Annotated in this window: 15 protein-coding genes; 11 read left to right on the top strand and 4 right to left on the bottom strand. The window is 69.7% G+C overall.

Annotated elements, in window-relative coordinates:
• Positions 1-50: 50 nt before the first annotated feature.
• On the top strand, positions 51-1,214 hold the full coding sequence (locus SGFS_RS17160) for an acetyl-CoA C-acetyltransferase (protein WP_286259961.1): 1,164 nt from the start codon (positions 51-53) through the stop codon (positions 1,212-1,214).
• A 199-nt stretch (positions 1,215-1,413) separates the two neighbouring features.
• Here the strand turns inward: SGFS_RS17160 and SGFS_RS17155 are convergent, their stop codons facing one another.
• On the bottom strand, positions 1,414-2,403 hold the full coding sequence (locus tag SGFS_RS17155) for a DsbA family protein (RefSeq protein ID WP_286251239.1): 990 nt from the start codon (positions 2,401-2,403) through the stop codon (positions 1,414-1,416).
• A 518-nt stretch (positions 2,404-2,921) separates the two neighbouring features.
• Between SGFS_RS17155 and SGFS_RS17150 the strand changes: the two genes are divergently transcribed.
• From SGFS_RS17150 to SGFS_RS17135, 4 genes are all read left to right on the top strand, one after another.
• On the top strand, positions 2,922-3,125 hold the full coding sequence (locus SGFS_RS17150; protein ID WP_030563973.1) for a cold-shock protein: 204 nt from the start codon (positions 2,922-2,924) through the stop codon (positions 3,123-3,125).
• Positions 3,126-3,469: 344 nt separating this feature from the next.
• Positions 3,470-4,945 carry a DEAD/DEAH box helicase gene (locus SGFS_RS17145; protein ID WP_286251236.1) on the top strand — a complete coding sequence of 492 codons (1,476 nt, stop codon included), beginning with the start codon at positions 3,470-3,472 and terminating at the stop codon, positions 4,943-4,945.
• 47 nt (positions 4,946-4,992) lie between these two features.
• Positions 4,993-5,292: a CBS domain-containing protein gene (locus SGFS_RS17140; protein WP_286251234.1), complete on the top strand. Its 300-nt coding sequence runs from the start codon at positions 4,993-4,995 to the stop codon at positions 5,290-5,292.
• Positions 5,293-5,342: 50 nt separating this feature from the next.
• Positions 5,343-5,651: an SCO5918 family protein gene (locus tag SGFS_RS17135; RefSeq protein ID WP_286251233.1), complete on the top strand. Its 309-nt coding sequence runs from the start codon at positions 5,343-5,345 to the stop codon at positions 5,649-5,651.
• Positions 5,652-5,756: 105 nt separating this feature from the next.
• Here the strand turns inward: SGFS_RS17135 and SGFS_RS17130 are convergent, their stop codons facing one another.
• Positions 5,757-6,113 carry a hypothetical protein gene (locus tag SGFS_RS17130; RefSeq protein WP_286251231.1) on the bottom strand — a complete coding sequence of 119 codons (357 nt, stop codon included), beginning with the start codon at positions 6,111-6,113 and terminating at the stop codon, positions 5,757-5,759.
• 665 nt (positions 6,114-6,778) lie between these two features.
• Here SGFS_RS17130 and SGFS_RS17125 point away from each other — a divergent pair.
• The 5 genes from SGFS_RS17125 (at position 6,779) to SGFS_RS17105 (ending at position 11,003) form a co-directional block, all read left to right on the top strand.
• Positions 6,779-7,126 (top strand): helix-turn-helix domain-containing protein, encoded by a 348-nt coding sequence (locus tag SGFS_RS17125; RefSeq protein ID WP_286251229.1) that lies wholly within the window; start codon positions 6,779-6,781, stop codon positions 7,124-7,126.
• 240 nt (positions 7,127-7,366) lie between these two features.
• Positions 7,367-7,570: a cold-shock protein gene (locus tag SGFS_RS17120; RefSeq protein ID WP_053751759.1), complete on the top strand. Its 204-nt coding sequence runs from the start codon at positions 7,367-7,369 to the stop codon at positions 7,568-7,570.
• A gap of 381 nt (positions 7,571-7,951) precedes the next feature.
• The gene (locus SGFS_RS17115) at positions 7,952-8,446 is read left to right on the top strand and encodes a MarR family winged helix-turn-helix transcriptional regulator (RefSeq protein ID WP_286251227.1); all 495 of its coding nucleotides are present in this window, start codon (positions 7,952-7,954) and stop codon (positions 8,444-8,446) included.
• A gap of 202 nt (positions 8,447-8,648) precedes the next feature.
• Positions 8,649-9,440, top strand: a complete 792-nt coding sequence (locus SGFS_RS17110; protein WP_286251226.1) for an MBL fold metallo-hydrolase — start codon at positions 8,649-8,651, stop codon at positions 9,438-9,440.
• Between the two features lie 288 nt (positions 9,441-9,728).
• Positions 9,729-11,003, top strand: a complete 1,275-nt coding sequence (locus tag SGFS_RS17105) for a YhgE/Pip domain-containing protein (RefSeq protein WP_286251224.1) — start codon at positions 9,729-9,731, stop codon at positions 11,001-11,003.
• Positions 11,004-11,141: 138 nt separating this feature from the next.
• On the opposite strand, the gene katG is transcribed toward SGFS_RS17105, so the two are convergent.
• Positions 11,142-13,334, bottom strand: a complete 2,193-nt coding sequence (gene katG, locus SGFS_RS17100) for a catalase/peroxidase HPI (protein ID WP_286251222.1) — start codon at positions 13,332-13,334, stop codon at positions 11,142-11,144.
• Between the two features lie 117 nt (positions 13,335-13,451).
• Complete coding sequence (locus SGFS_RS17095; RefSeq protein WP_286251221.1) at positions 13,452-13,889, bottom strand: Fur family transcriptional regulator; 438 nt, start codon at positions 13,887-13,889, stop codon at positions 13,452-13,454.
• Positions 13,890-14,097: 208 nt separating this feature from the next.
• Here SGFS_RS17095 and SGFS_RS17090 point away from each other — a divergent pair, with 208 nt between their 5' ends.
• Positions 14,098-14,742 (top strand): TetR/AcrR family transcriptional regulator, encoded by a 645-nt coding sequence (locus SGFS_RS17090; protein WP_286251220.1) that lies wholly within the window; start codon positions 14,098-14,100, stop codon positions 14,740-14,742.
• The last annotated feature ends 309 nt before the right edge of the window (positions 14,743-15,051 follow it).

The following is a 15,051-nucleotide window of genomic DNA, read 5'->3' as shown; positions in this document are numbered from 1 at the left end:
ATCCCGCAGACCACCCATCCCCTGACAAGGAAACGGTTGAGATGAGCGCGATATCCCAGGCCTACATCGTCGACGCGGTGCGCACCCCGGTCGGCCGCCGCAAGGGCGGACTCGCAGGCGTCCACTCCGCGGACCTCGGCGCCCACGTCCTGAACGCCCTGATGGACCGCACGGGCATCGACCCCGCCGCCGTGGACGACGTCGTCTTCGGGTGCCTCGACCAGATCGGCTCGCAGTCCGGCGACATCGCCCGCACCAGCTGGCTGGCCGCCGGACTGCCGGAGAACGTGCCGGGCGTCACCATCGACCGCCAGTGCGGCTCCTCCCAGCAGGCCGTGCACTTCGCCGCCCAGGCGGTCATGAGCGGCCTGTCCGGACTCGTCGTCGCCGGCGGCGTGCAGAACATGTCGCAGATCCCGCTCACCGCTGCCGCCCTCGTCGGCGACCAGTTCGGCCACCCGGATCCGTACTCGGGCTCCCGTGGCTGGCGCAAGCGGTACGGCGACCAGACCGTCAGCCAGTTCCACGCCGCCGAGCTGATGGCCCGCCATTGGGACATCTCCCGCCAGGAGCTGGAGGAGTTCGCCCTGGCCAGCCACCGCCGGGCCGCCCACGCGGTCGACTCCGGCTGGTTCGAGCGCGAGATCGAGCCCTACGACGACGGCGAGCACGCCCTCGCGGTCGACGAGGGCCCCCGCCGCGACACCACGCTCGAGTCGATGGCGCGGCTGAAGACCCTGGACCCCACGGGCCGGATCACCGCCGCCACCGCCTCCCAGATCTCCGACGGCGCGGCCGCCCTGCTCATCGCCTCCGAGGAGGCGGTACGCGAGCACGGCCTGACCCCCCGGGCCCGCGTCCACCGGATGACCGTCCTGGGCGACGACCCGATCATGATGCTCAGCGCCCCGATCCCCGCTACCCGCAAGGCACTCGCGGACGCCGGACTCACCGAGGACGACATCGACGCCGTCGAGATCAACGAGGCCTTCGCCCCCGTCGTCCTGGCCTGGCAGCGCGAGATCGCCATCGCACCCGAGCGGGTCAACCCCGTCGGTGGTGCGATCGCCCTCGGCCACCCCCTCGGCGCCACCGGCGCCCGACTGATGACCACGATGCTGCACCACCTGGAGCGCACCGGCGGCCGCTACGGCCTGCAGGCCATGTGCGAGGGCGGCGGCCAGGCCAACGTCACCATCATCGAACGCCTCTGACAACGCACGGGGCCCGGACCGCTCGAGGCGGTCCGGGCCCTTCATGTGCTCACACGCGACGACAAGGCGCGCGTGCTGGCACGGGAGGACATGACGCGCGTGCTCACACGGGAGGACATGAAGCCCGTGCTCACACGGGATGACATGATCGCGTGCTCACACGCGACGACACCGGGCGGTGCCGACCGCCAGGCAGAGGTCAGCCGGCCTTCCCGTATTCGGGATTCATCGCGGCGGCGATCCGCAGATGCGGCGCGGCCTCCTCGCCCTTCCCCTGACGCTCCAGAACCCGGCCCAGCATCAGCCGGGCGTACGCGTCGTCCGGAATCTCCGCCACCAGCGTCTCCAGCCCGCTGCGGGCCCGCGACAGCTGCGCCGAATGGTAGTGGGCACGTGCGGCGAGCAGCCGTACGCTCCGCTCCTCAGGGTGCTCCGCCATCAGCTTGCCCAGCAGCGTCAGGCAGCCCAGCGGATCGCCCTTGTCGAGCAGCGCCTGGGCCAGCCGCAGCCGCTCGACCTCGGTCGGCAGCTCCCGCCGCGGCTCGGCCACGGCCCGCGCCACGAACTGCGCGATCACCTCGGGTGCGTGGGCCCCGGCCAGCGCCTCCCCGCCGATCACCAGGGTCGGCGAGGTCGTCACCCCGATCGCCTTGCCCCGCAACAGGGTCTCCCGTACGTACTCCTCGGCCCCGCCCTCGCCCAGCAGCCGGCCCCCCTCCGAGAACCCGGCCGCAGCGGCGATCTCCTGAAGCGTCTCCTTCAGGCTGATGTCCCGCTGCTCCACGAAGTGGGCGCGCAACACCCCCTCCAGCACGGCGTCCTGAAGGGCGGATCCACCCTCCTGGTACGCCAGGGCGATCAGCCGGTGCGCATCATGACTCGAGGCCCGCCACGCCGCGCCCCAGCGCGACCCCAGCCCCTCGGCGGCGGCGATCTCCGAGACCCTGACCCGGTTCTCGGCCGGGGTCATCCCGGGCGCACAGCCCTGAAGCGCCGCGTCCACCACCGGGTCCCGCAGCACCTCCTCCATCGGCTCCGCTTGCGTCGGCGCCATCGGGTCGATCCGGAACGGCCGCCACACCACCTCGACGGGCTCGCCGTCCCACCCTTCCAGCGCCTGTGCCAGCCGCCGCTTGCCGATGTACGCCCAGGCGCAGACCACGTCCGCCCACACTTCGATGTGCCTCATGCCCCCAAGTTATTCAACACATGTCGCTTATTCAACGTCCGTCGCACATGCTGGCCGAAAAACGAGCAGCTGACGCTCGGGCTGCCCGGGCGGCGCTAGCGGCGGTGGCGGCGGTGGCGGCGGTGGCGGCGGTGGCGGCGGTGGCGGCGACGGGTGTCGCGGGTGCGGAGGGCGTGAGCCGGTCCGCTGCCATGTGCCTGCTGGACGCCTTCATGAAACGTTGCGCTCCCAGTGGACCAATATCTGTGCCCGCGAAGTGAGAGTTTTGCGGACCATGCAGTGAGAGTTTTTGCCGCGATGAGCAGAGTGGAATTATGTAACGTGCACAGGCCGTTCCGGCGTGCTACTGTCGATCCAAGTTGCAGTTGTGGTTCCCGAAACTTCAAGTGCCCCCACCAGGCTTTGCCGGTCGGGAGCGCTTTTGTATTTCCCGGTCATATCCGGGCGGGGTGATCATCGCGGCGACACGGCGTTCGCGCAGTGCGGATTCCGATGTACTGCCCCAAAGGAGATATGACATGGCCAGTGGCACCGTGAAGTGGTTCAACGCGGAAAAGGGCTTCGGCTTCATCGAGCAGGACGGTGGCGGCGCCGACGTGTTCGCCCACTACTCGAACATTGCCACCCAGGGCTTCCGTGAGCTGCTCGAAGGTCAGAAGGTGACCTTCGACATCGCGCAGGGTCAGAAGGGCCCGACGGCCGAGAACATCGTTCCGGCCTGACGCTGACGCGCAATCTGTAGCTGGGGCCCGCATCCCTCGGGGTGCGGGCCCCAGCTACACGCATTTCCCGCAACGGTTTCACCTGCGGGCCGACTCGGAGGAATCCGCAGTCCCACCACACGCGGCTCCTCCTTCAGCGATGCAGGCGCATCCTGAAGAGCTGCACCGCGACCGACGCCCGGATCTTACGTCCCCATCGCGTCACTCATTTCAGCACCTGTGCCCCCGGACCTTTCCGTCGGCCAGATCTGCATTCTTTTTCCACCGGTCCATACTCGTAATTCTCCATGCCGCTCATCGCTGCGGGAATTCCTTGATATGTGCCACATCGAGGAAGGTTCCGCATGAACCGCACACGCACGAACGACCGCTTCGACCGCACCCGTAACGGCAGTGCAGGCGCCGGAAGGGGCGGCAGCCGCATGGGCTCGCAGGCACCGCGCGGTTCCGGCGGTTACGGCCGCCGGCCGGTCGCGGCGCAGGGTGAGTTCGCGCTGCCCAGGACGATCACCCCCGCGCTGCCCGCCGTTGAGGGCTTCGCCGATCTCGACATGCCCGAGCAACTGCTGACCGAACTCGGCAAGCAGGGTGTGACCGCACCGTTCCCGATCCAGGGAGCGACGCTGCCGAACTCCCTCGCGGGCCGTGACGTACTGGGTCGCGGGCGCACCGGTTCCGGCAAGACCCTCGCCTTCGGCCTCGCCCTGCTCGCCCGCACCGCTGGACAGCGTGCCGAGCCCCGCCAGCCGCTGGGGCTGATCCTCGTACCGACGCGTGAGCTCGCGCAGCAGGTGACCGACGCGCTCACACCGTACGCCCGCTCCGTCAAGCTGCGGCTGGCCACGGTGGTGGGCGGGATGTCGATCGGCAGGCAGATCGGCGCGCTGCGCGGCGGGGCCGAGGTCGTCGTCGCGACGCCGGGCCGGCTCAAGGACCTCATCGACCGTGGCGACTGCCGGCTGAACCACGTGGGCATCACGGTGCTGGACGAGGCCGACCAGATGGCCGACATGGGTTTCATGCCGCAGGTCACCGCGCTGCTCGACCTGGTGCGTCCGGAGGGGCAGCGGATGCTGTTCTCCGCCACCTTGGACCGTAACGTCGACCTGCTGGTGCGCCGCTATCTGACCGACCCCGTCGTGCATTCGGTCGACCCGTCGGCCGGTGCGGTCACGACGATGGAGCACCACGTCCTGCACGTCCACGGCGCCGACAAGCATGCCGCCACGACCGAGATCGCCGCCCGCGACGGTCGCGTGATCATGTTCCTGGACACCAAGCACGCCGTCGACCGGCTCACCCAGGACCTGCTCAACAGCGGGGTACGCGCCGCCGCGCTGCACGGCGGCAAGTCGCAGCCGCAGCGCACCCGTACGCTGGCGCAGTTCAAGACGGGGCACGTCACCGTGCTGGTGGCGACCAATGTCGCGGCGCGCGGCATCCACGTCGACAACCTCGACCTGGTCGTCAACGTCGATCCGCCGACCGACCACAAGGACTACCTCCACCGTGGCGGCCGTACCGCCCGCGCCGGCGAGTCCGGCAGCGTCGTCACGCTCGTCACGCCGAACCAGCGCCGCGGCATGGTCCGCCTCATGTCGGACGCCGGAATCCGGCCGCAGACCACCCAGGTCCGTTCGGGCGACGAGGCCCTGAGCCGGATCACCGGAGCCCAGGCCCCGTCCGGCATCCCGGTCGTCATCACCGCACCGGTGGTCGAACGCCCCAAGCGCAGCGTCTCCTCCCGAGGCCGACGCCGCCCCTCTTCGTCGACCCGGCGCGCGCCCGTACGCCGGCCCGTCATCGACGCGGCGGTCTAGGGCCTGTCGTCATCCGGAAGCTGACCCATTTCTACAGGAGGCACCTTTTGACGCTGGTTCAGACGCAGCCCCGCCCGGCGAGCGCCAACCCCGTGCACAGGACGGTGGTCGAGGTCATGGACGCGGCCGGACCGCGGGTTTGTGACGACATGAGCGTCGAGGTGGCGCTGGCCGTCATGGCCGCCGCAGGCACGGGCCGACTGGTCGTCTGCGACCAGGACGACCAGCGCACCGGCCTGGTCACCCAGGCCGAACTTGCCGCCGTCCGGGACAGCTCCGCATACACGGACCGCCTCCGCCTGCGCGACATCCTCAGCACCCCGGGCATCCTCGCCCTCTCCCGCTGAACCGCCTCACCCCAGGTCGGACCGTTCTCCCCCTCTCTCTGTGAGGCCACATGCGCTGCGTCATCGCCCGCTTCCCCTTCGAGCTCACCAAGGGCGGCGTGCTGGAATCGATGAAGGGCATCAAGCCCGAACCGGTCACCGGTGAATCCGTAACCATCGGCCGCCGCCACTACCCCGCCAAGCAGGTCGGCCAGGTCATCACCCGCCAGGACCGCCGTGACTTCAGCGCCGCCGAAGTCCTCCGGGCCATGGCTCAGCTCGGTTTCACCTGCCGCACGCTCCCCGAGGCCGCGCCCGTGCGCATCCTCAGCCCGCTTCAGCAGGCTTCCGCGGCTCTCGGCACCCCCGTATCCGTCTGACCGCGGAAACAGGCGCGAGCCACACCTGAACAGCAGTATGGGCCCGACCGGCACGCGCCGGTCGGGCCCATACTGCTTCCTAGGAGTTCCCGCCGCAGTGGTTGCTCAGTGGTCGGTATAGCGGAAGTCGCCCATGGTCCAGGCGCTGACGTCGTCGATCGCAACGCGGTACATCCCGCCCGTCTCCGGGATCCCCACCGTGCCCTGCAGGATCCGGGCGACGTGGAAGTGCAGATGGGTGGGCGGCCCGTTCTTCACGGGGGCGTCGAAGACGGCGGAGAACTCTCCCAAGAGGTCGGAATCCGAGAGCACATCCGACACCCGCTGCCTCCACACCGCCTCGGGAGCCAGCCGACCGGTGATGACAGCACCACCGGTGACCACGGTCAGGGACATCTGATTGCTCTGCCCGGACTCCACCAAGGCGGCGACGTCAACCAGCAGCTCGTCAGGCTTCGACATGAGGCAGATTATATTCGCCGACCATCCAGCTGCTTGAGCGGTGACGCAGCCGGACGGGACGGACCCGCACGGTCGTGCCGCCGAGGCCCGGCAGGTGACCGAATATGACTTCGCGGCCGCCATCCATGGACCTGTGAGGGCGGTTTACCTCATCCGTGAGCGCGCGAAAATCTATGCCCGCCGGAGTAGACATTGGGTGGTGGCGTGGTTATGGTTTCTCTCGTAGCCGAGATCGAGCAAGGCCCGGCAGAGACGAACTGCCGGGCAGCAGTGCGCAGGACGGTGCGGTGGTGGAGTTCCGAAGCCAGGGTTGTCGCAGGACGGTGACGGGACTGACGACCGGACCGGGTGGCCCGCAGTGATCAGGGGCCGCCATACGCAGTACCCGATTGGTAAGTGAATGGCTCAGAGGGAAGAACGGAGGACTTCAGCGCCATCAGGATCGCCCGGGCGGCAGGCTTGAGCCCGGGTACCGCAGGACATCGATAGGCAGGTGGTCTCCGGTCACGCATCCGCGATCCCCGCACTCCCCGCCCTCTCCCGGGTGGGCCTGCGGAACAAGTGGGCCAGCGCAGCACTAGGGCTGGCAGATGGTGTAGCAGTTCCTTCGGGGCCCTGGTGCCGTACGGCACCAGGGCCCCTCGACGCGTTCCCAGAGAGGTGCAATGACAGCAGACGACTCGTACGGCCGTCTTGATGACGACAACTACCCCGCCTACACCATGGGCCGGGCCGCCGAGATGCTCGGCACCACCCAGGGCTTCCTCCGCGCCATCGGCGAAGCCCGCCTGATCACCCCGCTCCGCTCCCCGGGCGGCCACCGCCGCTACTCCCGTTATCAGCTGCGCATCGCGGCCCGCGCCCGGGAACTCGTCGACCAGGGGACCCCGATCGAGGCCGCCTGCCGCATCGTCATCCTCGAAGACCAGCTCGAAGAAGCCCGGCGCATCAACGCCGAACACCGCCGCACCGCCGAATCACCCGAATCGCCCAACCCTCCGGGCACGGCGTGAGACGCGCGTGCCCGCCGAAATCGGCGGCCGCACGCAAGGTCGCTGTACGCGGCGTGATCGTTCCTATGGTGACGTGGTGTGCGGGCGTGTAGCGTCTGCGTCAGCTGTCGTGGTTCGGAGTTCCCCTTTGCCCACGCTTTTGGCGTGGGCGTTTTGCTGTGCTGTGCCGCAGGAACCAGGGCGATCACCTCCGCCTTCCACATGGAGTGGGAGGCGTTCATCGACTGGAAGGGCATGACTATGGCTACGGGAACTGTGAAGTGGTTCAACGCGGAGAAGGGTTTCGGCTTCATCGCTCAGGATGGTGGAGGCCCGGATGTCTTCGCGCACTACTCCGCGATCAACTCCTCGGGCTTTCGTGAGCTCCAGGAGGGCCAGATCGTGACGTTCGACGTCACCCAGGGCCAGAAGGGCCCGCAGGCCGAGAACATCACCCCGGCCTGACCTCTCAGCTTTTCCACAGGATCAGGGCCGCGCAGCAATGGCTGCGCGGCCCTGATCTGTTGAGGTGGATCCGGGGCGGGTACGAACTCGGCCGAAAATGAGCAGGGGATACGAGGTCGGTCCGCGCGCTACGTGCCGGCTCGGGCGCCGAACGCCCTGCGTGGCTCCCTGGAGCAGTAGACGTTCAGGCGGTGGTCCAGGCGTCGAGGAAGGATTTCCGTCCATCCGGATCGTCCGGGCTGCGGTCCGGAGCCCAGGTCGTCGTCGCGCGACTGCGTCGAGGGGTCGGGCGTGCCGGACCACCCCGTACACACGGGATGATCAGTGGGCGCGCAGTGAGTCCGAGTCTGCGGCGGGGACGAGTGGAAAGGCGGCCGGGGCGTGGAGGAGCGGGCGGAGATCTCGACGGCGAAGGAGGCCGCCGAGAACGACCTGGTGCTCGCCTTCGGGCGGCTCCAGGGGGCGGCCAACCGGTTGGAGTACATCCTCGGGCGCTCCCTGGAGGAGGAGTGCGGCATCAATCACCTGACGTTCGAGGTGCTGCTCATCCTGGGGCGGGCCGGGGCGCCGGGCCTGTCGATGCGCGTGGTCGCCCAGGAGCAGGTGCTGACGTCCGGGGGTGTGACGCGGCTGGTGGACCGTATGGAGGCGGCCGGACTCGTCGCGCGGGTCGAGGACCCCGACGACCGGCGCGGAAGGCTGGTGCGGCTCACCCCACTGGGCGAGGAGACCGTCGTACGGGCCTCCCGAGTGCATGTCGAGAACATCAGGCGCCACTTCCTGGCGCCCCTGCCGGAGGAGGACCGCGACCGGTTCGCCGAGGACCTGCGTGTCCTCAGCCACTCGGCGCGGGACGCACTGCCTCGACTGCCTTGAGCCGAGCCGAGCCGAGCCGAGACGGGCCGAGCCGAGACGGGCCGAGTTGAGACGGCGTGGCGTGGAGTGGAGGCAAGTGGCAGCCCGTGGGCCGGATACGCCGATGATGTGACCGGAGGCCCAGCGGCCCCGGGGGTCCCACGTACGAGATGTGTCGGTTCGCTTGCGTGACGAGGATCGCCGGGGCTGGGACGATGCCCGGGTGAAGGTTCATCACCTCAACTGCGGGACCATGCTCCCGCCCGCCACTCCCCGGCTGGTCTGCCACGTCCTGCTCGTCGAGACCGAGGCCGGCGGCCTGGTGCTCGTCGACTCCGGCTTCGGGCTGGGGGACATCGCGGCCCCCGGATCACGCCTCGGCCCGGCCCGGCACCTCATACGGCCGGTGCTCGCCGCCGAGGAGACCGCCGTACGGCAGGTCGAACGGCTGGGGTTCCGCCGCGACGACGTACGGCACATCGTGCTCACCCACTTCGACTCGGACCACATCGGCGGACTCTCCGACTTCCCCGACGCCCAGGTCCATGTCACCGCGACCGAGGCACTCGGAGCCGTCCACGCGCCCTCCCGGCGCGAGCGGCAGCGCTACCGGCCGCGGCAGTGGGCCCACGGCCCCGAGCTGGTCGAGCACGGTCCCGGCGGCGAGCAGTGGCGCGGTTTCGCCGCCGCCACGGAACTCGACGCGATCGCCCCCGGCATCGTCCTGCTCCCCCTGCCCGGCCACACCCGGGGCCACGCCGCCGTCGCCGTCGACGCGGGCGACCGCTGGATCCTGCACGCCGGCGACGCCTTCTTCCACCGCGGCATCCTCGACGGCCGTACGCCCGTGCCGCGCACCCTGCGCGCCCTGGAGACCCTCCTCGCGTACGACCCCGAGCAGGTCCGCGACAACCACGCCCGCCTCGCCGAACTCCACCGGCGGGCGGACCCCGACCTGGTGCTCGTCAACGCCCACGACCCCGAGCTGTACGACCGGGTGCGCGAAGGCGCGTAGGGCGTGTCGCGAAAGTCCCGTCCCCACTCTCGACTTCGCTCGTGCTGGAGGGACCCACATCGCCGCACCGGGCGAAAGCCCAAGTACGTTCAGCACGAGGGCTTCCGCCCGGCACGCCGAGAGCACGCTCCTCCTCTCTCGGTTGCGCCGAGCGGGGACCCTCATGTCGCCGTGGGGCCCGCCCCACGGGCGGACGACGGGGCTTCGCAACATGCCCCGGCCCACCCCGGCAGTCCGATCCCACCCCGCCCCGCCCGGTCCTCGTACCGCCCGGAACTACGGAGAACCATGGCCGAACCAGGCCCAGAGCCAGGCCCCCGGGCCACCGCCGCCGCGCTGCTGCGCCGCCCCAAGCTGTGGCTGCTGCCCGCCGTGCTGACCGGGCTGCTCGCCCTGCTGTTGTCGCTGCTCTACATGGGCGGCATCGTCAACCCCAACGGGGATCTGCGGGATCTGCCCATCGCCCTCGTCAACAGCGACACCGGTGAACCGCCGACCGGGCAGAAGGAGAACCTGGGGACCCAGGTGACCGCCGCGATCGCCGCCGACACCGCCGGGGGCAAGGCGGACTGGCGCACGCTCACCCGTGCCCAGGCCCAGGACCAGCTCGACTCCGGCAAGGTCTACGGGGCGCTGGTCGTCCCGGCCGACTTCACCGACTCGGTCACCGCGCTCGCCACGACCGGGGCCACGAAGCGGCCCACGATGACGGTCCTCACCAACCCCGGCAAGGGCAGCCTCGGTTCGTCCCTCGCGAGCCAGATCACCACCAAGGCGGCCCACGCGGCGTCCTCGACCATCGGTGAGCAGCTCACGGCGTCCGTCACCGGCGCCGACGCCAGGACCAAGCTGCTGCTGGCCGATCCGGTCACCGTCGTCTCCGAGGTCGGCCACCCCATCGGCACCCACAGCGGTCTCGGCCTGACCGCCTTCTACTACACGCTGCTCCTCGTCCTCGCGGGCTTCATGGGCGGCAACGTCATCAGCAACGGCGTCGACACCGCCCTCGGCTACGCCGACAACGAGATCGGCCCCTGGCACACCCGTCGCCCGACCGTGCCCATCACCCGTACCCAGACCCTGCTGCTGAAGATGGCCATGACAGCGGGCATCACCCTCATCAGCGCCTCACTGGTGATGCTGGCCTGCGTCGCCATGCTCGACATGGACGCCTCCCATCTGCCGCTGCTGTGGATCTACTCCTACTGCGCGGCCCTGGCCGTCGGCCTCGGCGTGCAGGCCATCAACGCGGCGTTCGGCGGCATCGGCCAACTGGTGTCCATGTTCGTGTTCATCGTCCTCGGCCTGCCCTCCTCGGGCGCGACCGTCCCACTCCAGGCCGTCCCCGACTTCTACCGCTTCCTCTCCCACTTCGAGCCCATGCGGCAGCTCAGCGACGGGGTCCGGGCGATCCTCTACTTCGACGCGCGCGGCGACGCGGGCCTCACCCGCTCCTGGATCATGATCGCTCTCGGCACGGTCCTCGCCCTCCTCTTCGGCTTCGCGATGACCGTGTACTACGACCGAAAGGGCCATCAGCGCCTCACACCGCGGCCCGTGTGACCCACAACAGGAACGTCCGGGCCGGCCCCAGCGGGCCGACCCGGACGTCGGGGTCGTACTAGCTCCTGATCGGGCTCCCGATCCAGCTCCCGATCCAGCTCTTGATCCAGCTCTTGATCGGGCTTTCGATCAGAAGGATCAGACCAGGTCGAACCGGTCGAGGTTCGAGACCTTGACCCAGGCGGCGACGAAGTCGTTCACGAACTTCTCCTTCGCGTCGTCGCTCGCGTAGACCTCGGCGACGGCACGGAGCTCGGAGTTCGAGCCGAAGACCAGGTCGGCGCGGGTGCCGGTCCACTTGACCTCGCCCGTGGCGTCGTCGCGGGCCTCGAAGGTGTTCTGGTCCTCCGAGGTCGCCGACCACGTCGTGCCCAGGTCGAGCAGGTTGACGAAGAAGTCGTTCGTCAGCTTGCCCGGGGCGTCGGTGAGGACACCGTGCGCCGTCTGCTGGTAGTTGGCGCCGAGGACGCGCAGGCCGCCGACGAGGACGGTCAGCTCGGGGGCGCTCAGACCCAGCAGGTTCGCCTTGTCGAGCAGCAGGTACTCGGCCGGCAGACGGTTGCCCTTGCCCAGGTAGTTGCGGAAGCCGTCGGCGGTGGGCTCCAGCGCGGCGAAGGACTCCGCGTCGGTGTGCTCGTCCGTGGCGTCCACACGACCCGGCGTGAAGGCGACCTCGACGTCGTGACCGGCGTCCTTGGCGGCCTTCTCCACGGCGGCGGCGCCACCGAGGACGATCAGGTCGGCCAGGGAGACCTTCTTGGCGCCGGAGTTGAACTCCGCCTGGACACCCTCGAGGACACGCAGGACCTGCGCGAGCTCGTCGGGCTGGTTGACCTCCCAGCCGGCCTGCGGCTGAAGGCGGATACGGGCGCCGTTGGCACCGCCGCGCTTGTCGCTGTTGCGGAACGTCGAGGCCGACGCCCACGCGGTGGACACCAGCTGCGCGACCGTGAGGCCCGAGTCGAGCAGCTTGGCCTTCAGGGCCGCGACGTCGGCCGCGTCGATGGTCTCGCCCTCGGCCTCCGGCAGCGGGTCCTGCCACAGCAGGGTCTCCGCCGGGACCTCGGAGCCGAGGTACAGCGACTTCGGGCCCATGTCACGGTGGGTCAGCTTGTACCAGGCGCGGGCGAAGGCGTCCGCGAACTGGTCGGGGTTCTCGTAGAAGCGACGCGAGATCTGCTCGTAGACCGGGTCGAACTTCAGCGACAGGTCGGTGGTGAGCATCATCGGGAGCTTCTTCTTCGACGCGTCGTGCGCGTCGGGGATGATCGCCTCGGCGTTCTTCGCCACCCACTGGTTGGCGCCGGCCGGGCTCTGCGTGAGCTCGTACTCGTACTCGAAGAGGTTCTTGAAGAACCCGTTGCTCCACTGGGCCGGCGTGCTCGTCCAGGTGACCTCCAGGCCACTGGTGATCGCGTCGCCGCCCTTGCCGCTGCCGTACGTGCTCGCCCAGCCGAAGCCCTGCGCCTCGATCGGGGCGGCCTCGGGGTCGGCGCCGACGTGGTCCGCCGGGCCCGCGCCGTGGGTCTTGCCGAAGGTGTGGCCACCGGCGATGAGGGCGACGGTCTCCTCGTCGTTCATCGCCATGCGGCGGAAGGTCTCACGGATGTCGCGAGCCGCGGCGATCGGGTCCGGGTTGCCGTTCGGGCCCTCCGGGTTGACGTAGATCAGGCCCATCTGGACGGCGCCGAGGGGGTTCTCCAGCTCGCGGTCGCCGGTGTAGCGCTGGTCGTCGAGCCAGACCTTCTCGGGACCCCAGTAGACGTCCTCCTCCGACTCCCAGACGTCCTCGCGACCGCCGCCGAAGCCGAAGGTCTCGAAGCCCATGGACTCCAGCGCCACGTTGCCGGCGAGGATCATCAGGTCGGCCCAGGACAGGCTCTGGCCGTACTTCTTCTTCACCGGCCACAGCAGACGGCGGGCCTTGTCCAGGTTGCCGTTGTCCGGCCAGCTGTTGAGGGGGGCGAAGCGCTGCTGGCCGGCGCCGGCGCCGCCGCGGCCGTCGCTGATGCGGTAGGTGCCCGCGCTGTGCCAGGCCATACGGATCATGAACGGGCCGTAGTGACCGAAGTCGGCCGGCCACCAGTCCTTGGAGTCCGTCAGCACCGCGGCGATGTCCTGCTTCACCGCCGGGAGGTCCAGACCCTTGAACGCCTCGGCGTAGTCGAACTCCTCACCGAGCGGGTTGGCCACGGCCGGGTTCTTGGCAAGGATCTTCAGGTTGAGCTTCTCCGGCCACCACTGGCGGTTTCCGCCACCCTGGGTCGGGTGCAGGGCACGGTCGTGAACGACCGGGCACTTCGCTTCTGCGGATTCGAGGTTCTCGGACATGGGATGGGGGATCCTTCCGGGACTGGGCGGAACTATTGGTGCTCAGAAACTGCTCAGGGACTGATCAGGAACCGAAAAATTGCCGATGAGCGACTGAAGCGACTGATGAGTAACTGGTCAGGAACTGCGAGTGGTGGAACAGGAGGGGCAGAAGCCCCAGTAGATGACCTCGGCCTCGTCGATCGCGAAACCGTGATCCTCCGACGCGGTCAGGCAGGGGGCCGCCTCGACCGCGCAGTCCACATCGGCGACGACCCCGCACGCACGGCATATGACGTGGTGGTGGTTGTCCCCGACGCGGCCTTCGAAGCGGGCCGGGCTGCCGGCCGGTTCGATCCGGCGTACGAGTCCCGCGGCGGTCAGCGCGTGGAGGGCCTCGTACACCGCTTGAAGAGATATGTGGCCCACGCGGTCGCGAACGCCTGTCGCGATCGCTTCGACTCCGAGGTGGTCTCCGCCCCGGACGGTCTCCAGCAGTGCGACGCGGGCTGCCGTCACCCGCAGGCCGGCACCGCGCAGCTCCTCGGCGATGGTCGGAGAGTGGGGTGCGGTCATGACGGCAAACCTACCCCCATAAACACGAACAGTTCAAGAAAACGAATGCCCCAAGTTTTGTTGCGGGTGTGTCACCTGGTGTTTTCCCGGTTGTCCGCCCGGGGTGCGCAAGGGCCGCACATGGGTCCGCCGGTGGTCGCGTGCCAGAATGGGCGTGCTTTTCGCCGGACGCCGGTCCCTCTCCCGCTCTCACTCCCACGAGGTTCCCGTGACCAAGCCCGCGGCCCGCGAGCCCATGCGTAGCAACTCGCGGTCCAACCGGGCGCGCATCCTGGCCACGGCCCGGCGGGAGCTGGGCCGGAACCCGGACATCACTCTGGAGGAACTGGCCCGCGCCTCCGGTGTCGTACGACGGACCCTCTTCGGGCACTTCCCCGGCCGCGCGGCGTTGCTGGAGGCGCTCGCGGAGGAGGCCTCCGAGGCCTTGCGCGAGGTGCTGGCGGGCGCGGCGGGGCCGAAGGAGCCGGCCGACCGGGCGCTCGCGCACTTCGTGTTCTCCATCTGGCCGGTCGGCGACCGCTACCGCCTGCTCCTCACCCTCGCCCGCCGCGACCTGGGCACCGAGCGCGTCGCCGAGATCCTGGCCCCGGCGCGAGACGAGGTCACCGCCATCCTGGCGCGGGGCCAGCGCGACGGCGTCTTCCACACCCACCTGCGGCCCGCCGTGCTGAGCGCGGGGCTGGAGGCGATGAACATGGCACTGCTGGAGGCGGTCAACACCGGGGCGCTGGAGGACGACGGGACCCGGGTCGCCGTCGCCACGCTCATCTCGGCGGGGGTGCCGCAGGAGCGGGCACGCGCGGTGGTGGACGTGGTGAAGTCGTTCGCCGCGGAGCCCGCGACCGAGTCCTGATTCTCCGCCGGGCCGCTCGTACGACGGCGACCACGAGCCGCCTGGGACCCTGACTCGTACGACGCTGAAGGCGCCGCCGATGCCGGGAAGCGCCCTCGGAAGCAACAGGCGGCGCGGCAGCCGCGGGGTGAACTCGGCAAGGGGTCAGCCGTGTCGGTGGCCGCGTCCCGGGCCGGGGCGAGGAGCGCGCCGAGCCGGGCGGGCCCGAGGTCCTGGCGGGCGAGTGTGAGCAGCGTGCGGTAGCGGTCGTCGACCGGCCACAGGGCGAGGACGGAACGGGCCGGCGCCGGCGCGGCGTCCGGGGTCGCG

The organism is Streptomyces graminofaciens (assembly GCF_030294945.1).
GTDB classification, from domain to species: Bacteria; Actinomycetota; Actinomycetes; order Streptomycetales; family Streptomycetaceae; genus Streptomyces; species Streptomyces graminofaciens.
Note: the sequence above shows the minus strand (reverse complement) of the source record. Positions and strands in the feature narration are given on the sequence as shown.